The following is a 20,711-nucleotide window of genomic DNA, read 5'->3' as shown; positions in this document are numbered from 1 at the left end:
GTCGAGTTTAGAGGATATCTGAAAAGTAAGAAAGCTCGCGCAACACTATCCTGTCAGTACAAAAAATTCTCAAGTATGACAGCATAGTTGAGACAGCAATAGTATCCAAGGAAACCGAGTACGCACTCAGGAAGGAAAATTAATTAAGGTGCGTAAAAAGCACGTACTGATTGATACTTTCGCCTTGCTGATAGTTCTGGTCATTACTACCGCAGTTAAATAGCATACGGTGGTTTAAAGACAAAAATGAGTAGTGTTTTTTAAGATGATGCGATTAGTAACACAAAAATTGCATTTTACTTCCTCATTTTCGGCTAATTTTTAAGTTTAAGCATTAATCTGTCAAGAATAGGATTATACTAAAAAATTTACATAAATTAATATTTGATTTATATTTGTTTATAAAATAACTTTAAAACCTATAAAAAACCAAAATTTACTTAATGTTAACCTTTCCTAAATTTACTAAGCCTAAAACTGTCGTATGATTCAATTGCAAAAGTTAAATGAGGAAAGACTTTAATAAATAGATAGTATTTGATTTAAAACCGTCTTTTTTAAAGATGATTTAGTGCTTAGTCACCCTCATAAATTTACTATCAATGCTAAACAGTTTATAGTAATCCTGCTGGAATTGTGTTCGGTATAACAAGAATAAAAGCTTACCTTATAAAGCTTCTAGATACATTATCTGGTTTAAATATTTCTAATATAACTATGTTTTATGAAGTATTTTAAATACATGCGAAAAGCACATAAATTTGTCCAACTAATAAAATCCAATTCTACCAGCAATATATCTATATATTAAACTAATTGACAATGCCAAATCTTTAAATAAAATATCTAAAAAACTTTGCTAATAATCAAAATTCATCTACAAAATATGATTATACGAAAGGATAAGTTCAACCATTTAATCGATTTTTTGGCAAGCTAATATTTTCCTAAACTCGACCGGAGTTGAATTTATTTCGGTTTTATTTATGTTTAGATAATGCCTTAAAAATCGGATTTAAATAGCCGAAATAATTGTTCATGTGAAAGGAATATATCTATTTAAAAAAGCAAATCATCTATCTCTGCTATTATTTTCGGTCTACTGATTTTGCGTAAAACTAATGGAGAAAAGTGATTAATCATATAGACATAGCAAATTAAGCCTCTAACACTTCACTTTTGCCTGCATCATAACTGGACAAGTGCAATTAGTGATGACATACAGCAGAATTCAGAATGGGCTAGGGCTACTACGCCCCGCTGTGTTAACAGGAGTAAAACACGCTTTATGCCTGGGTAACAGAGAAATCGTTGTGTACCTCACCAACCTGAAATCTGCTGTATAACCCTATGTCAATCAAAGCCAGCATTATTAATTACAATATTTTCGGAGAAGAGTGTGAAAAAAATTCTGGTGATTGAAGATACAGCCTCAACCCGAAACCTTTTTTTAGAAGGCATAAAAGCTAAAGGTTTTTACACTATAGGTGCTGAAAACGGTCTTATCGGTCTCCAGCGGGCAAACGAAGAGTTACCCGATTTGATTGTCAGCGAGATTATGATACCAAAACTCAATGGTTATGGCGTTCTGACCACGTTGCGCCAAAATCCTCTTACAGCAATGATCCCCTTTATTTTTGTCACTGTCAGAATTACTCGGACTGATATTCGCAAAGGTATGGAATTGGGAGCAGATGACTATCTTACTAAGCCCTGTACAGTAGAGGAATTATTGAGGGCGATCGCCGTCTGCTTAGAAAAACGAGCCTCCCTCCAACAGCACTATGCTGTACAGCCCCAGATAGTCGCAGAATCACCACTAGCTGACATAATAAAACCCCCTGCCTTTGAGTGCATATTTCCATCCGACCACCAGTTAAATAAGGTCTTCACCTTCATTGAGGCTAATTATCACCGCTCGATTACCCTGAGAGACGTAGCTCTCGCAGTTGGTTACTGCCCAACTTACCTGACTAACTTGGTGCAAAAGCAAACGGGACAAACTGTGCAAAATTGGATTATTCAGCGCCGAATGCTAGCAGCACGTTCCTTGCTCTTAGAAACCGATCAGAAAATCGAGGCGATCGCTACATTGGTGGGCTATCAGTGTATGGTTCATTTCTTCCGCCAGTTCCGCCAACATCACGGTACAACTCCTCAAGCTTGGAGAAGGGCGAGTGCAACTAGCTCGCTTCAGAAACATGAGCAAAGTAATTGTTATGGGACTCCGATTTGATTTTTGCAAACATACTGAGACTGAAAAGCCCGTTTTATCAGGGTTTAATTGGAAATATTGTTCACAAATCACAGAGGAGTCTTATAGTTCTATCAAAGTATAGGTTATTGTTAACTTGTTTGAAGTCTTATAAACTGATCGTAAGTTGTAGTTATGTTCATGCTTAAAATGCATTTTACCTGTTCTTAACTTTGTGGGCATAAATAAATGTAAATACACGATTATTTGCGTTACTAGCAACTATGTTTTTAGCATCAGCTATTACTAACTAGCTATTAACATTTTTGTTTATTTATGCCCTCTTAATAGGCTTTTTAGTAATATTTTCGCTCTCAAGTGCCGTGAAAATCGTCAAGCTAAAGACGTACTACATTAGGGAGCATCCCAATTTTGCCAAAAGACACAAGACTAGCAGAAAAACCCTGTACAAACCTCTTTCCTTGGCGTCCTTGGCGGTTCGTTATTTCATTATCGCTCTAAGCCAAAATCCCGGATAAAAATAAACTTGCACATTTGGGATGCTCCCCTAAATCAGGTTGAAAATTACTAATCCAGCTTTTGCTCATTCTCAAATCATGCGAAACTATTAAAAACGGTAAAATTTATGCTGGGCAGTGTTTTCCAGACTAACTTGCCTAAAATTACATGTATCTCAGTTTGATACCGCTAACACAATAACTCTAGATTTAGTGATAGCCGTTAAATTTCATAAAAACTTTAGTTTTTGCTAGCACCTTGCAAAACTACTGTTTTAACGCCTGATATTTTTGTGAATATATAATTTCATCTGCCAATAGTGTTTTGACACCAAAACATTAAAAATATCTCAAAATTCCTCAAGGGAGAATTCAGCAAATGTGTGGAATTGTGGCATTATTCTCAAGACAAGAACCAATTTCCGAGACTTCTTTGAAGCGGGGAATAGACAGCCTGCATCATAGAGGGCCTGATGCACAGAAAATTTGGATTTCTGATAATGGCAGAGTCGGTTTAGGACATAGAAGACTTAGTATTATTGACCTCACTAGTGGAGACCAACCAATTAGCAATCAAGATGACACACTGCATATTATTGCTAATGGAGAGTTTTATGATTTTGAGCGGATACAGAAGGACTTGAAGCAAAAAGGATATAATCTGCGAACACACTCCGACAGCGAAATTGCTATTCATTTATATAACGAGTTTGGGACTCAATGCCTCCACCATTTACGCGGTGAGTTTGCTTTTGTAATCTGGGATGAGCGCAATCAAACACTCTTTGCTGCTCGCGATCGCTTTGGCATCAAACCTCTTTACTACACCATGCATGGTGATACACTCTACTTGGCTTCAGAAGTCAAAGCTTTGCTTGCTGCGGGTGTTCCGGCTAACTGGGATCATGAATTTTGGTTTCGAGCCGATCTCGGACTCTTTAGCCCAGACCGGACTTTCTTCAAGAACATATATCAAGTACCACCTGGACATTTTTTACTCGCGTCCGATACCAATATCCAACTGCATCGTTACTGGGATTTTGATTACCCCATCACTGGGGATGCACAACCCCAACAAAGCGTAGAAGATTACATTGAACAAGTTCGCCATACTTTAAACGAGTCTGTAAAACTGCGGCTAAGAGCAGATGTACCCGTAGGTTGTCACTTGAGTGGAGGAATTGATTCATCTGCGGTGCTAGGAATTGCAGCCACTCATGCAACAGAACCAATTACAGCATTTACCCTCGCCTTCGATCACGAAGACTACAACGAAGAAGCTTTCGCTCGTGAAGCAGTAGCAAAAGCTGGAGCAAATCATCAAGTTATTCCCATTACTCAATCTGATTTAGCTGAACATTTTGCAGATGCTATTTGGCACTGTGAAATGGTTTGTATCAATGCTGGTGCTGCTGCTAAGTACCTTTTGAGCAAAGCAGTACAGAATGCAGGTTACAAAGTTGTCCTCACAGGTGAAGGCGCTGACGAAATCTTTGGAGGCTATGTGCATTCGCTGATGGACATGTTGCGTTACAACACCAAGGGTCAAGATGAGCAGACTATCAAGCATATCTTAGAAGAATTAAAGCGTAACAACCAAGTCTCTGCCGCAGCAGGTTTCTTACCTGAAGAAATATCTAAACCTTTAGCTAATGTCGAACGTCTTTTAGGCTTTGTACCCACCTGGATTGAAGCTAATGCCAAAGGATATGCTAAATCTCTTTCTCTATACTCGACCGCATTTATGGCTCACTTTGGCCAACAAGATGCATATCGTATGTTCTTTAATGAAATCGATGTAGAAGGACAACTTGCAAAGCGAGAGCCTGTTCATCAGTCTCTTTATTTATGGTCTAAAACTGTTCTACCTTACCTATTTAGAATTTTGGGAGATGGTGCAGAGATGGCCCATTCTACCGAAGGGAGACTGCCATTTTTAGATCATTTAGTTGTGGAAGCAGTCCGTAATATTCCTGTTTCATTCAAGATTCGCGGTATGAATGTCAAGTATATATTGCGAGAAGCAGTCAAACCTTACCTTCCAGATATGATCTATAACCGCAAAAAACATCCATTTTTTGCGCCGCCTTCCACATTGAAGCAGAGTGAACCTCTACACCAACTCATCCAAGACACCCTACGTAGTTCAGCATTCGCTTCTGTTCCCTTTTATAACCAACCAGCAGTAGTTCAATTCCTTGACCAAATACCAGAGATGAATGAAAATCAACTTGCTTCTATAGATCCCACATTGATGAAGATGCTCAGTACTTGTATTCTCCAAGAGCGGTTTAGCCTTACTTGAAGAAGAATTCAGAAGTCAGAATGGGCTACGCCCCGCTGCGCTAACAGGAGTCAGAATCAAGACACTCCTGCGTCGCTAACGCTGTGCTATCAGTCGGGGATTCAGACCCGCGACTGATTGAAGACCACTAAATTGAAAATTTAGTGGGGGTCTTAAACCCGATTATTCATCCGCCAGTCTTACAGAATACCCAGCTGAATTCTGACTCCTGACTCCTGAATTCTATTCGATAAACTATTGTTTGAAGCTGTGATGATCAGAAAATATTAGGCTGTTTGCATAAATGATTTTAAAGAGATTGATGAATAGTGTAGGAGGATATTTTAAAGTTGGGGGCTATTGTCAAAAACTCACTAGGCTAATCGCTTCATAATAAAAGTACCAACTTAGGCAAAACTAAAGTACTAGTACCGCAAGGCGGAATTAAAAATTAAAAATGAATACAGCGTGAGCGTTTCATTGATTTGGAATAGTTGATTTATTTCCACCGTGTTGTACTAGTAATTTGAACTGGAAACCGTAGGAATTGATTGCAAACCTCTAAATTAGAGAAAGGTAAAGAGTCATGGAAACCGTAATAGAAACCGTCAATTTTACAGCAACTCGTGTTATTGTTACTTCTGAAAAGTCATTTGAAGAAGTAACCAATAAAATCGAAACCATTAATGGTAAAAGTGACAGCACAGTTTTTCAGCAAATGATTGTTGCCAAGCAATCGTTTGAACAAATCAAAAGTGGAATTGAATCGATGATTGGTCAAAGTGGTTTTATGATATTTTCACAAGTTGAACATGGCAAACTCATGTCTCTGGCCGGCAAAAACAAAAAGGCCAAGCTCTACATAATTGGTAATCCATTAATAGCTAACCAAATGTTTGAACAAAATCCTGCCGTTGGTCTTTATGTTCCATTAAGACTATTTGTCTACGATGACTACAATGGCAAGACCCATGTTGCTTACGACAAACCATCATCGCTGCTTGGTCAATTTCCCAACGAAAAGATTTCAACAATTATGCAAATGCTCGATCAAAAGTTTGAAGAAATGGTCAGAATAGCTACTTAGTAATTATTGTGTAATCATCCTAAACTGCGATAAACGCATGAAAAAGTAACTACGGAGTAGGGAAGACAAGATTTCTACTTTCTGCTCCCAAGTCAATAGCATTAACTTGACAATCAAACTTGACCATCAGAATCAAATTTTTCTTACAGCAATTTTCATCTATTTAGACCACAATCTTATTCTTTCCTTTCTTCCTTTGCGCCTACTCTCCGAGATCGCTTAAGAGCGATTGCGCCTTTGCGTGCTAGTAGTTCGCCAAGTGAACTTGGCGGGGTAAAGGGTAAGGGGGAAAGGGTTTAAATCTCTTACCCTTTTCCCTTTCCCCTTTCCCCAGTCCTCACTTAGCATTTTTGGGTTGGCAGACTACTAGCGTTCGCGGAGCGTCTCGTAGAGAAGCGGGGCGTAGCCCGATAAAAACAATGTGGTTCATTTACCTGAAAATAGCTGTAATTTATTCAATTTTGTGTTTGTGAAGCAAAGTTATTACAGATATGTACATAGAAGGATCTCAACCTAGAATTGCGGTTATTGGTATGGGGTGTTGGTATCCTGGTGCAAGGGATTTACGACAACTCTGGGAAAACATACTTTCGCGACGACGACAATTTAGAGAATCGCCAGATCGGCGGCTACCACTTGCAGATTATTACGATCCAGACCTGACGGTTCCAGACAAAACCTACGGGAAACGTATGGCTGTAATTGAGGGTTTTGAGTTCGATTGGGCAAGTAAGCGCATTCCTAAAACTGTAGTAGAGACAGCAGATATTGCTCATTGGGTGGCATTAGAAGTGGCGATCGCAGCTTTAGAGGATTCAGGTTATACACGAGCAAATGTTCCCGGCGAACGTGCAGGTGTAATCCTCGGTAATTCCTTAACAGGAGAACAAACACGCTCTAACAATATGCGACTACGCTGGCCATTTATCCAACGGGTAATACATGCAGCGGCAAAGGCGAAAGGTTTACCATTGCAAGTCATAGATGAACTGGCAATAGCAATGGAAGAATACTACAAGTCAGTATTCTCACCATTTACCGAAGACACATTATCCGGCAACCTTTCTAATACTATTGCTGGGAGAATTTGTAACTTTTTTAACTTTCATGGCGGTGGTTATACAGTAGATGGAGCTTGTTCTTCGTCCTTAATTGCGATTGCCACTGCTGCTAACGCTTTAAGCAATGGCGATCTCGATTTAGCACTGGCTGGTGGTGTAGATATTAGTCTAGACACCTTTGAACTAGTAGGATTTGCCAAAACAGGTGCCCTGACTAGCAAAGATATGACCGTTTACGATAAAAAAGCTAGTGGCTTTATCCCTGGAGAAGGGGCTGGCTTCGTCGTTTTGAAGCGCTTAGAAGATGCTCGTGCTGACAATGATTATATCTATGCAGTGTTGAATGGATGGGGAATATCATCTGATGGCAAAGGAGGTCTAACAGCTCCGAGTCGGGAAGGACAAGCTAAAGCACTACGTCGGGCCTATAACCGAGCCGGTTACAGCTTAAGTAATGTTGATTTTATAGAAGGTCATGGTACAGGGACACCAGTAGGCGATCGCGTCGAACTAGAAGGTATTGCCCTAGCTATGGGTGCAAACAGTGAAACACCTTCCCGCTCTTGTGGTATTACCTCTTTCAAATCCCTAGTTGGGCATACTAAAGCCGCAGCAGGCATTGGAGGGTTCATCAAAGCTGTTATGGCTGTTAACCGTCGAGTAATACCGCCATTAGCTGGCTGCAATGAGCCAAACGAAGTATTTGACAAAGCTGCCCACTGTCTGTACCCAGTGCTTCAAGGAGAAGTTCGCCAGACAACAGAAACACTAAGGGCTGGAGTCTCCGCAATGGGATTTGGCGGCATCAATTGCCACGTCACTTTAGAATCTGGCGATGCTCCTGCTACTCAACTTCAACCGTTAATTGATGAGCAGGCTTTGTTAGTTTCTGCTCAAGAAACAGAGATTTTTGTCTTGAGTGCAGCATCAATCCCAGCTTTATTACAAAGCATAGATGCATTACTTCCAAAAGTACAAGGATTGAGTTTAAGCGAACTAATCGATCTAGCTGCACATCTTGCTCAACAACTAAACCAACAACAACCAGTACGAGCAGCACTCATCGCCCGTTTACCTGAAGAGTTAGTTGAACGTCTGAGTTTCTTACAAGAATTATTGAACGCTAAACCATTGGCTCAGGGAGAAATAATCCTCAACCCGCACCAAGGAATTTGGATTGGCAATCAAGTCCAGCAAAGCCGCATCGGTTTTCTCTTCCCCGGTCAAGGTTCTCAAAAGTTGAATATGGCCCGTACCCTCGTACAACGCTTTAGCTGGGCCAAAGAACTAGTAAATCAAGCTGACAAATGGCTGCAAGAAATTGGCGCTCCAAGTATTAGTGAGTCGATCTATAAATCTGTAGATCGGGCTATCAATCAAGAGCAGTTTGAAGAATGGTCTCAGAAAATCGCCCAAACTGAAATCGCTCAACCAGCCATTTGCCTAACTTCCCTCCTGTGGATGCACTACCTCCAACATCTAGGATTGAAGGCGATCGCCGCAGGTGGTCATAGCCTGGGAGAACTAACTGCTTTTCACGCCGCAGGTGCATTTGACGAGCAAACTTTGATCTGTTTAGCTGCCGTTCGCGGACGTGCCATGTCTGCTTCTGGCCAAGGCATGAGAGGAAGCATGGTAAGTATTGCTTGCTCCCGTAACAAAGCCGAGGAATTGTTAAAACAAGTCAATGGCTACGCCGTTATTGCAAATATCAATAGTCCTACCCAGATCGTCATATCTGGTGAACACTTGAGCATTGAGCAAGTAATTGAACTGGCGGCTGCTCAAGAAATTAAGACATACAAGCTGCCAGTTTCTAATGCTTTTCACTCTCAACTTGTTTCGGAAGCTGCCGAATACCTACACAACTATGAACTAGTTCCAGATACACTCCCGAAGACCACTATAAGCCTTGTTTCATCTGTAGATGGCAAACAGCCACCAACAGGATTGCAATTGCGCGACCACTTTGCCCATCAGGTATTAGCGCAAGTGGACTTTGTATCGCTGGTGAAAACTCTAGAGCAGACATGCGATCTGCTAATAGAAGTTGGTCCAGGAAAAGTACTCTCTGGATTGGTAAGTGACATCAACGGGTTGCAAGGGCTGCAATGTCTGCCTGTAGAAGCCAAACCTGGATTTGACCAGTCGTTGAACATGATGTTAGCTAATGTATTTGCTCGTGGTCATGACATCAACTGGGAAGCACTTTACGAAGGTCGGCTTATACGTCCTTTTGTACCAGCCTCAGAACGCATCTTCATCGACAATCCTGTAGAACGACCATTTCATGTATCTGCAACGCACTCATCTCCATCCTTGGAAATTACTTCTGAAAGTTTGCTGAATTATTCAGTATTTGGCAAACACAACCATATTTCACCAGAGGTGCTGCAAGATTATTTAGCTCGACGCGGTAAGTTTATTGCTGAAGTTATCCGAGCCGATCTGCAAATGCCTTTAGTTGCAAATCCTCAAAATGCTGCCAGAACAACTCACACAGTTAATGGTAATGGCTTTCATACTGCTATTTCTACCTTACTTAAGCCTGGACAAACCAATGGCGTTGTGGCAAATGGTAATCAGAGTGTTGAGTTTTTATTGGCAGACTTGATTGTTCAACAAACAGGATATGTCAAAGAAAGTATCACAGCAGAATTGCGATTACTTGACGATCTCAATCTGGATTCCATCAAAGCCGGTGAAATTGTCGCAGAAGCCGCCAAGCTATTTGGTGTCGCCGGGAAAATTGACCCACCTGCTTTAGCTAATGCCACCATTCAAGAGATTGCCGAAACGATTCGCAGTTTCGTGTCAAACGATCGCAGTCCGAATGGTAATGAAGCAGCTTCTTTAGTATCGACGATGGGTACAACCGATGCGATCGCCTCTTCACTGACCGACCTGATTATCCAACAAACAGGGTATGTCAGAGAAAGTATCACAGCAGAATTGCGATTACTCGACGATCTCAACCTCGACTCCATCAAAGCCGGTGAAGTTGTCGCAGAAGCCGCCAAACTATTTGGTGCTGCTGGGAAAATTGACCCGCCTTCTCTAGCCAATGCCACGATTCAAGAGATTGCTGAAACAATTCATAATTTCATCCCAAATAATAACGGCAATGGAATTAAAATCTCAGAACCGATCTCAACAGTTTCTTTAAAGCAAGATTTCAAAAATCAAAACAACGGCAAAACACCAGCAGGCGGGCCAGAATTAACACGTAAGCAACTGGTGCGTGATTACATCATCAAAAATATTCCAGAGGAACTTCCCTCAGTTGCTTTAGGCAGACAGATGCCAGAAAATTGGCAGACTGCGAATGTGCTGATTCTTTACGAATTCAGTAATGCAGACAAAATAGCAGTCTTGTCTGATCAGCTTCGCACTCAAGGCGCTCAAGTTCAAAGTGTAACCTTCGCAGAAGTCAGCCCTCAAACACTAACTAACAATGTCGATGTAACTCACTTCATTGCAGTATTGCCTTGTACGCCCAACACCCAATTGTCATCAGAAGCCCGTTTGATTGGCATGATTGAACGGTTACGCAGTGTCGCCACTCCACCTCTAGCATCCCGCGATCATACAACAGTTGCTTATGTCCAATTTAGTGGGGGACATTTCGGAGCGCAACTACCATTAGCAGATATTGAACAATGCTGTACAGTTGGCTTTGCAGCGAGTTTGCATCTAGAGCGCATCGATCTCAAAGTTCGGGTAGTTGATTTCTCTCCCACAGTAGATCCCAACAGTCTGGCAGAATGTGTCTTCAGAGAACTCTCTACTCCCCATGTTTATACAACTGTAAGTTACGATGCCGATCTCAAGCGCTACGTTCCTCGGCCTCAGGTGCAACAACCTGTAGATTATCTAGACCGTCAAATTACTTGGTCATCCAAGGATGTCATCCTCATCACGGGTGGAGCCAAAGGCATTACTGCCGAGTGTGCCCTGGCTCTAGCTAAAGACACAGGTATCCGTGTGGCACTTGTAGGACGTTCACCTCATCCCGATGACAACATTCAACAAAGTAGTAGTTCTGATATTACCCGTACTCTTGGGCGCTTTTATGCGGAAGGACTAACCTGCCACTACTATGCATGTGATGTTGCTGACTACCAAGCAGTAGTAAATCTCTTGCAAAAAGTCAGACAAGAGCTAGGTGAGATATCAGGAGTAATTCATGGAGCTGCCCTCAATAAGCCAAGACTGATTGAGCAAGTTTCTACAGAAGCAGCATTTGATGAAATCAGTCCTAAACTTCTCGGTTTGATTAATCTATACAAAGCACTGGAAGCTACACCACTGAAGCTTTTCGCCGGTTTTTCCTCAGTCATCGGCTTTACAGGGATGCAACGCAATGCTTGGTATGGCTTCTCTAATGAAACTTTGGATCTGATTTTACGCCGTTTTAAAGCTCAACACCCTCAAACCGCCGTGATTTCAATGGCATATAGTGTGTGGGAAGAGGTAGGGATGGGAGCGCGAATGGGCAGCGTTCGGAGCCTGAACAAAATGGGTATCAGTGCCATTCCCAAAGATGCAGGCGTTAGTCGATTCTTGCATCTAATCAAAAATGAACCCCCAGATTTGCGAGTTGCGATCGCAGCACCTATGCAAACCTTAGCTGCTTTTGAATCGAGTGGTTTTGATACCTGGTATCCAGGATTGTTCTCACCTCCTGCTTCGTCAAAGTTTCTAGAGAAGATTCTGATTTATCAACCGGGTGTAGAGGTTGTTTTGAGAGCGCACCTCAGTCTTGAGCAGGATTCATACTTACAGGATCACCTCTATAAAGGTTCATATCTGTTCCCGACTGTATTCGGTTTGGAGGCTATGGGACAAGCAGTTGCCTATGTGACTGGCAAAGATTCCTTACCAACTGTGCAGATAAAAGATATTCGTTTAGAACGTCCCATTGTTGTAGCTCCTGACAAAGGAGTAGACATCGAAATTCATGCAGAGGTACTTGAACGAGAACTGAAAAACGATCCACAGCAAGTTTATGTAACTATCAAAACCGAACAGACAGGATTTGCCATCAGCCATTTTTCAGCCACATTTTTACTAGGTGTTGAAATTAATTCATCTGTAGAACAGGTTGAACTTCCAGAAGTACCTCTAGATATTGAGCCGAAAGCGGATCTTTATAGTTGGTTACTGTTCCAAGGCCCCAAGTTTCAACGTTTACAACAGATTTATAGCCTGAATTCCCACAGGTGTGTATTCAAAACCCACAGAAACTTGTATTCTGGTCAGGAGCAAGAACAATCTTTAGATAGAGCGCAAGGGCCTTTCTTGCTTGGAGATCCTTATTGCAGAGACTCATTACTGCAAGCTGGACAACTAGTCATTCCACAGGATCTTTGTTTGCCCATCCGCATCGATAGTCTTGAAATCGATCAATCAGATCGAGATGGAACTGGTTCATATATTGGTGTTACCACACCCCAAGGGCGAAAAGGTCAACAGTATCACAGTAATGTTTTTCTTTTAGCTGCCGATGGGCGTGTTATGGAAAGACTCAGTAGCTATCAATTGCGGATATTAGAACACCGTGAAGAGAATCCCACTGCTGAAGATTTGGCCGATCCCAGCCAGAGGGATGAACAGATTCTTTACAGAGAATTGAGCAATCGATCGCCTTTATTCAAAGTCGTTGCACCAGAGATATCATTGGCTTATCTTCCTGGTATCCATGCACTATTACCCACGGAACGTCATCAACTGGAACTACCTCTATTCCATAGAGCGATCGCTCAACTACTGAACAATAATGCTAATCTCATATCCAAAGTACGGATTCAGTGGACGGAATCTGGTAAACCAGTAGTTGTAGGACTCGCAGAAGAAAAAATAGAAGTATCGCTTTCCCATGACGAACGTGTTTGTTTCTGTGTTGCCGGTCGAGGAGTGCAAGGTTGTGATATTGAACCGATAACTCATCGCAGTGTAGAAGATTGGGTTGCTTTACTAAGTTCTTCTCGATACCCATTAATCCAACAGCTAGAAAGCAAAGACTCGGTAGATCGGGCTGGTACGCGAATTTGGACAGCCATAGAAGCCTTACGTAAGGCGACTAAGGCAAAAGACATTAACCTAGCGATCGAACGCATAGAAGGGGATAGCATTTTATTCAGTGATGTGGCTCTTAACAGTCAACTTAAAGTTCTCACTTTTCCCATTCAACTGACACGCAGCCCTGAAAGAATAATTGCCCTAGTTGTTGTCCCATTCCGCTCTTTAAATTGGATTGCTGGCTCAATTTAACTAACTTTAATCAATCAAAAATCTGCTCACCTCGCAAAACTTTTAGTCAACGAAATAGGAAATGTCAGTGAACAACACAACTCAGTCTCAAGCTTACGATATCGTCATTATGGGTGCTGGGATCGCTGGAGTATGTCAAGCTCGTCACTTGCTGCTGAATATTCCCAACATCAAAATCGCCTTAATTGACCCACGTCCTGAAGAACGGACTGAAAAAGATTTAAAAATTGGTGAGTCAACTGTCGAAGTTTCTACTCTCTTTTTCGGCAAAGAGTTAGGTCTTTATGATTACTTAATTGAGAATCATCCGCCGAAATTTGGACTAAACTACCATTGGGCCAAAGACCCAAAAAATACACAGACCATTGATGACTACTATCATGTCTGGTCTATTAAACAACCCCCGCTAGCTTCCGTTCTCATGAACCGCGCCAAGTTCGAGCGGGATGTCTTGAAAATGAATAAGGAAATGGGAGTTGACTTTTACAATGGTCGTGTAGTCAACGTTGATTTAGGCTCTGGTGATATCCCCAACAATGTTAAGGTGAAAATAGGTAATGATTACCTAGAACTTACAACCAAGCATCTTATTGATGCAGCAGGACGCAAATTTATCATTGGTCAGAAAACAGACAATCTACTCTTTGGCCCTGAGAAACTCGCTGGTCTTAACAATGGTTCTGCATGGGTACGGGTTAAAAATGTCGATCGCACCATTTTTCACAGTGGTTACGATCCTACAGGTGCTACATGTAGCCATTACTATGCCACTAATCACATGATGGGTCATGGCCATTGGATCTGGGTCATTCCTACAGATACTCAGACTATGGAATTGTCAGTAGGGGTATCTCATCATCATGAAGTCATCCCAGCGCAGAGCGTTAACACCAAAGAAAAGTTTTATGCTTTTTTAGAATCGAATCACAACATTCTTTACCAATTAGTCAAGAGTGGAGAAGACATTGACTTTCATTACTTACCAAGGGTGGCACACAAGAGTAAAACTCTGTTTTCTCCAGACAATTGGTATGTAATTGGTGATGCAGCTGCCATCTTCGATCCTTTCTATTCCTTAGGAATGGTAATGATGACATTTCAAATGGAAAGTGTCACAGAAATTATCCGAGCAAAATTAGCAGGTGAACCGGATGCAGAGAAGAAGCGGGCTGTGTATAATGCATACAATCTTGGGTATGTAGAGTCTTGCAATCATCTTCTCCACGACCACGCCAAACAACTTGGTCATGCTAGCATCATGAGCTGGCGCGTCTATCTAGAAAACATGTGGTGGTTTGGGATGATTGTGCCTTTGTATGTTGGCAAATGGCATTTAGATTTGAAGTTTCTCCGCAGATTTAGCCAACAAAGTCGTCAAGTGATCAGAACACTAATGTCTCATGTGTATGAACAATTCAATGAACTGATAGAAAAAGATGCTAATATTGGCATGATGTATGTTCACCGAGGGCAGCAATTACCCTTCGGTTACTACATGACCCAAGAATTTGATAGCTATTTGCAAAACACAAAATACGAACCTCAAAGATGCAATGTTTTTGCATACATGAAAAACATTTACTTCTTTGTTGCTCTTTGGTATCTCAAATTTCTGTGGAAAGGTTTTGGACTAAAAGGTGTGTTGTCACCAGAGAATCTAAAACATGTTTTTGCTTTACTCAATGCATCTGCTCAATCTAGTTGGGACGATCTAATTTACCGACGCAAGACCAAAGGTATGGCAGCTAATAGTGAAATTGCTAGGGTGGCAGAAGAGTTCAAGAGTTATAGACATCAACCTGAATTAGAGCCTTGGATCAAGAGTAAGAGTGCTGAATCTCAAAAATTGCAAGAGCAAGAGCTAGTCACATCTGAGTTATAGCAATCCTATCTAGTAGTCCTTAATTTTCTCAGCAATAAAGTGCTGACTACAAACTTTTCATTACTAGCTTAGAGATTGTATTAGATTGTATTGAAAAGTAGACGTTTTGCGGCTACCTTTAAGAATTCTCTAAAAGAGTCGCATGCTTCTGCTCATAAAGAAGCTTATAGAACAATACAGTTCAGTTAAGCATTTTTTCTTCTCTTCCTTTATGTCCTTTGCGTCCTTTGCGGTTCGTTAAAAAAATTCACTTTGACAAAGAGTAAAGCCTTAACTGAAGCGTATTGGCTTATAGAGGACACAAAGGCAAGAAATAACTCAAAAGTCCTGAACTTTCCGACGAAATTTTTCAAATTCATCAAATTTTCTAGTTAGCAAAAAGGAAAATGCAATGAACAACACTCAGTGCCAAACCTATGATTATGATGTAGTCATTATGGGTGCTGGATTGGCGGGAGTATGTCAAGCTCGCCACTTACTACTTAATGTTCCTAACATCAAAATTGCTTTGGTCGATCCTCGTCCTGAAGAGCGGACAGAAAAGGATTTGAAAGTGGGTGAGTCAGCAGTTGAAATCTCTACTCTGATGATCTGCAAGGAGTTGGGTCTTTATGACTACATGGTTGAGCATCATCCGCCAAAATTTGGTTTAAACTTTCATTGGCCTAAGCATCCAGAAAGTACAGAAAACATTAATGACTATCATCATCTCTGGGCTATTCGGCAACCACCATTGGCTTCTGTTCTGATTCACCGCCCCAAATTTGAGCGGGATGTGCTGAGGATGAATCAGGAGATGGGCGCTGTCTTTTATCAAGGTCGTGTTGTTGATGTTGACCTAACGTCTGGGGATGGCCTGAACGTGGTGAAAGTCAAATGCGATCGCGAGTATCTTGAACTTAAAGCCAAACATGTTATTGATGCGGCAGGACGCAAGTTTATCATCGGTCGCAAGACAGATAATGTGTTGTTTGGCCCTGAAAACGTCCGTGGTGTTAACAATGGTTCAGCATGGATGCGCGTTAAAAATGTCGATCGCACTATCTTTCACAGTGGTTACGATCCTTTAGTTTCAACTTGTAGCCACTACTATGCTACTAATCACTGGATGGGACACGGACATTGGGTTTGGATGATTCCTACAGATACCCAAAATATGGAGTTGTCAATCGGATTAGTCCACCATCACGACTATATTCAGGCCCAGACTGTCAACACTAAAGAAAAGTTTTATGCTTTTCTAGAAGCAAACCATAACATCATGTATCGACTGCTCAAGAGCGGAGAGGAAATTGATTTCCATTACTGGCCCAAGCTAGCGCACAAGAGCAAGACCATACTCTCAAAAGATAACTGGTATGTAATTGGTGATGCAGCAGCTATCTTCGATCCCTTCTACTCGATGGGAATGACGATGATGTCCTTTGAAATAGACACCATTACAGAAGTGATTCGTGCCAAGTTAGCAGGTGAGCCAGATGCAGAGAAGAAACGGGCGGTTTACAACGGCTTTAATTTAGGGATGATCGATCGCAACAATCTTCTTGTCAGCCATCATCCTAAGCATCTTGGTAACGCTAGCATCATGAGTCATCGCATGTTCATCGAAAACATGTGGTGGTTTGGGATGATGATTCCTTTGTATGTCGGTAAGTGGCATTTAGATTTGAAATTCCTGGCAAAAATTAAGCAACCAGGTCGTGTATATATTACCGAAATATTAACTGCTGTCTATCAACAGTTAACAGAGTTGGCAGAGAAGAACGCCAACATCGGGTTTATGTACACCCATAGAGCCGATGAATTGCCTTTTAATTACATAATGAGCCGGGATTTTGACGAATACATCCACCTCACCAAGTACGAACCCCAACGAGCTAATGTTTTTGTATCTATGCAATACACTCACTTTTTCGTTGCTATTTGGTACCTCAAGTTCCTGTGGAAGGGTTTTGGAATAAAAGGTTTGTTAGCACCACAAAATCTTAAGCACATTTTCGCTTTACTAAAAGCATCTGCTCTAGCTGGTTGGGATAACTGGATTTTCAAATTGAAAACCAAAGGTGTACCAGACAATAGTATCACTGCAAAAGCTAGAGAAGATTTCAAGAGTTACCAACACCAACCCGACTTGCAGCCCTGGATTAGTTTGGCTAATGAAAAGACGTTACCAAATGGGACTCATGAATCCCCAAGCTTAAAGGACAAAAATATGCTAAAGGTTCCAGAATTAGTCACGTTGCCAGCGGAAATCAAGTCTTAATTTTAGCTGGAGAATAACAACAAATATGAAAATGGCAGTTGAGTTTTAAGACTTGTATATTTAGCTACTGCCATTCTTTCTTTCAATTACTGCATAACTACTGTTTAACACCTAAAAAGCCATGCTAACTCAAGTAGATTATAATGAAATTGAATATCAGCAACAGTTTTTTCAGACTGGTAAAACCAAAAATCTTGATTTTCGGATTCAACAACTGAAAATTCTTCAACAGGCAATTGAGAAGAATCAAGATAATATTGTTCAAGCTTTAAAAGCTGATTTGCATAAATCAGGCTTTGAAGCTTATTTTGAAATAATTGGAGTTTTAGAAGAAATTAAATATGCTCTCAACAATATTAGAGCATGGACAAAACCGCAGAAGGTTGCTACTCCCATTTATCAGTTTCTTTCTTCTGCTCAAGTTCGTTCTGAACCTCTTGGTGTGATTCTGATTATTGGCCCTTGGAATTACCCATTTAATTTAATTTTTGCGCCATTAGTGGGTGCGATCGCTGCTGGTAATTGTGCGATTTTAAAACCATCAGAAATAGCTCCTCATACTTCTGAAGTCATAGAAAAAATAGTTCACGAAAATTTCGAGCCATCTTTTATTGAAGTGATTGAAGGCGGTATTGAAACCAGTCAAGAACTATTGTCACAAAATTTTGATCATATCTTTTTTACTGGTGGCACTGAAGTTGGTAAACTTGTAATGGCAGCCGCCGCTAAAAATCTAACTCCAGTTACCCTTGAGCTAGGTGGAAAAAGTCCTTGTATTGTTGATGAAAATATTCATCTTGAACATACAGCTAAAAGAATTGTTTGGGGTAAATTCTTTAATGCAGGTCAAACTTGTACCGCACCTGATTATCTGTTAGTAAATTGCAAAATCAAACAAGATTTATTGACTAACATTAAAAAACAAATACAAATTTTTTACGGCGACGAACCTTCAGTAAGTAAAAGCTATGCTAGAGTCATCAACCAAAAACATTTCCGTCGCCTTTCGCAATTGTTAGAAAGTGGTAATATTTTAGTGGGAGGCAAAACGAATTTAGAGAATCTTTATATTGCTCCTACTATTATCGATCAAGTCTCTTGGCAAGACAAGATCATGCAAGAGGAAATTTTTGGGCCGATTCTTCCTGTTCTAGAATATACAGATTTATCAGAAGCGATCGCCTTTGTGAATCGACAACAAAAACCCCTTGCTTTATACTTCTTTTCTAGTAATCAAAAAAATCAAGAGCGGATTTTGCAAGAAACTGTCTCTGGTGGAGTCTGCATTAACGATACCGTTATGCATTTGACTGTTCCTTCTTTACCTTTTGGTGGAGTTGGTACTAGTGGAATGGGTCGTTATCATGGTAAAGCTGGCTTTGACAACTTTTCTTATCAAAGAGGCATATTAAATAAATCTTTTCTGATTGATTTGAAATGGAGATATCCTCCCTATCCAGAGAAAAAGAAACACTAAGTATTGAAGAAGAATTCAGGAGTCAGAATCAATTAGTGAGGGATTCAGACCCGCCACTTTTTTGTTGACCACTAAATCGAAGATTTAGTAGGGGTGCAAAAACGCCGTTTATTCATCCGCCAGTCGCACAGAATTCAATTCTGAATTCTGGCTCCTGACTCCTGAATTCTGTTTTTATAATATTCTCAACCAACTGATTCTGAATTTATAATCTAGTAATCAAGTAGTCTTGACTATGATCGTCGCAAAAGAAATTAGTCCCTATCTTACAGGTAACTTTTCTCCAATACAAACAGAAATCACAGCCGATTACCTTCCAATAATTGGAGAATTACCAACTGATTTATCAGGAATATTTGTCCGCAATGGCCCTAATCCCCAGTTTTCTCCCAAAGGTGATTACAAGTGGATTGATGGAGATGGGATGTTGCATGGGGTAGAAATTAATAATGGTAAAGCCACTTACCGCAACCGCTATATCCAGACACGGGGATTTAAACTGGAACAGAAAGTAGGTCGAGCCGTCTGGACAAGTCTGATGGAATCGCCACAACTTCACAACCCTCCCAATAATCTTTTCAGTCCGTTCAAGAATACTGCTAACACTGGCATAGTGTGGCACGCAGGTCAACTATTGGCACTTTGGGAAGGAGCCGAACCATACGAAATTACGATACCTGACTTGACAACAATCGGGCCATTCACTTATGGAAATCAACTGAACTCTCCCTTCACCGCTCACCCCAAAGTTGATTTTGTAACTGGGGAAATGATGTTTTTTGGATATTCTCTACTAGAGCCACCTTATTTAAGATACAGCGTGGTTTCATCTGAGGGAGAGTTACTAAGAACAATTCCGATTGATTTGCCTACAGGAGTGATGATGCATGACTTTGCCATCACTGCAAATTACACAATATTCATGGATTTGCCCCTGACATTTAGCTTAGAAAGGCTAAAACGCAGAGAACCAGCTTATATGTTTGAACCAAATCTACCCAGCCGTTTTGGGATTATTTCCCGTCATAGTGATGGCAGAAATATCCGCTGGTTTGAAGTTTCTACCTGTTATGTTTTACATATTCTCAATGCCTATGAAACAGAAGATGAAGTCGTCATCATTGCTTGTCGCACAGATGATGCTCAACTGCTGAACATACCGACAAAAACAAACTTACGTCACAATCAGATTAATAAACCGCAGTTATATGGCTGGCGATTCAATCTCCGCACAGGTGCAGTCCAAGAAGGAATAATTGATGATTTAGCTTCAGAATTTCCTAGTTTAAATCAGCAATTTGTCGGAAGACGGAATCGATACGGCTATACAGCCAGAATGGTGCCGGAACTGCTACCTGTATTTACTTTAGATGCACTCATTAAGTATGACTTTGCCAATGGTTATTCTCAAGTCCATGAGTGGGGGACTGGTCGCTATGGAGGAGAGGCAATATTTGTCCCCCGTTCCAACGCGACTCAAGAGGATGATGGTTGGTTGTTAACTTTCGTTTACGACACACCTACAAAAACCTCAGAGCTAGTAGTGGTAAATGCCCAAGACATCACAGATAAACCTGTAGCCCGCATTCTTCTACCCCAGCGAGTTCCTTACGGTTTTCACGGAACTTGGATTCCAGAAAAATCAATGCATCCAGCTTTTTAAATCAGGAGA

Annotated in this window: 8 protein-coding genes; all 8 read left to right on the top strand. The window is 40.9% G+C overall.

The genetic code is table 11. From position 1 onward, the window contains the following. Nucleotides 1-1,399 precede the first annotated feature (1,399 nt). The 8 genes from FD723_RS05950 to FD723_RS05915 all read left to right on the top strand — a co-directional run bounded on the left by FD723_RS05950 (nucleotide 1,400) and on the right by FD723_RS05915 (nucleotide 20,702). Nucleotides 1,400-2,236 (top strand): helix-turn-helix domain-containing protein, encoded by an 837-nt coding sequence (locus FD723_RS05950; RefSeq protein WP_179064489.1) that lies wholly within the window; start codon nucleotides 1,400-1,402, stop codon nucleotides 2,234-2,236. Nucleotides 2,237-3,103: 867 nt separating this feature from the next. Further along, on the top strand, nucleotides 3,104-5,017 hold the full coding sequence (gene asnB / locus FD723_RS05945; protein ID WP_256875088.1) for an asparagine synthase (glutamine-hydrolyzing): 1,914 nt from the start codon (nucleotides 3,104-3,106) through the stop codon (nucleotides 5,015-5,017). A gap of 565 nt (nucleotides 5,018-5,582) precedes the next feature. After that, nucleotides 5,583-6,083 carry a DUF302 domain-containing protein gene (locus FD723_RS05940; RefSeq protein ID WP_179064487.1) on the top strand — a complete coding sequence of 167 codons (501 nt, stop codon included), beginning with the start codon at nucleotides 5,583-5,585 and terminating at the stop codon, nucleotides 6,081-6,083. Nucleotides 6,084-6,574: 491 nt separating this feature from the next. Further along, complete coding sequence (locus FD723_RS05935) at nucleotides 6,575-13,417, top strand: type I polyketide synthase (protein WP_179064486.1); 6,843 nt, start codon at nucleotides 6,575-6,577, stop codon at nucleotides 13,415-13,417. A gap of 109 nt (nucleotides 13,418-13,526) precedes the next feature. Beyond that, nucleotides 13,527-15,299, top strand: coding sequence for an NAD(P)/FAD-dependent oxidoreductase (locus FD723_RS05930; protein WP_372743810.1), 1,773 nt, complete (start codon nucleotides 13,527-13,529; stop codon nucleotides 15,297-15,299). Between the two features lie 391 nt (nucleotides 15,300-15,690). Continuing rightward, nucleotides 15,691-17,562 (top strand): NAD(P)/FAD-dependent oxidoreductase, encoded by a 1,872-nt coding sequence (locus FD723_RS05925; RefSeq protein WP_179064484.1) that lies wholly within the window; start codon nucleotides 15,691-15,693, stop codon nucleotides 17,560-17,562. A 121-nt stretch (nucleotides 17,563-17,683) separates the two neighbouring features. Next, entirely contained in the window at nucleotides 17,684-19,039 is a 1,356-nt protein-coding gene (locus FD723_RS05920) for an aldehyde dehydrogenase (protein ID WP_179064483.1), read from the top strand. Between the two features lie 238 nt (nucleotides 19,040-19,277). Next, on the top strand, nucleotides 19,278-20,702 hold the full coding sequence (locus FD723_RS05915; RefSeq protein WP_179069049.1) for a carotenoid oxygenase family protein: 1,425 nt from the start codon (nucleotides 19,278-19,280) through the stop codon (nucleotides 20,700-20,702). The last annotated feature ends 9 nt before the right edge of the window (nucleotides 20,703-20,711 follow it).

This window comes from Nostoc sp. C052 (assembly GCF_013393905.1).
Lineage (GTDB): Bacteria > Cyanobacteriota > Cyanobacteriia > Cyanobacteriales > Nostocaceae > Nostoc.
Note: the sequence above shows the minus strand (reverse complement) of the source record. Positions and strands in the feature narration are given on the sequence as shown.

Excerpts from the sequence above, each read along its gene's own strand:
- FD723_RS05940 (WP_179064487.1), top strand. The coding sequence starts at position 5,583 with ATGGAAACCGTAATAGAAACCGTCAATTTTACAGCAACTCGTGTTATT.
- FD723_RS05935 (WP_179064486.1), top strand. The coding sequence starts at position 6,575 with ATGTACATAGAAGGATCTCAACCTAGAATTGCGGTTATTGGTATGGGG.
- FD723_RS05930 (WP_372743810.1), top strand. The coding sequence starts at position 13,527 with ATGGGTGCTGGGATCGCTGGAGTATGTCAAGCTCGTCACTTGCTGCTG.
- FD723_RS05925 (WP_179064484.1), top strand. The coding sequence starts at position 15,691 with ATGAACAACACTCAGTGCCAAACCTATGATTATGATGTAGTCATTATG.
- FD723_RS05920 (WP_179064483.1), top strand. The coding sequence starts at position 17,684 with ATGCTAACTCAAGTAGATTATAATGAAATTGAATATCAGCAACAGTTT.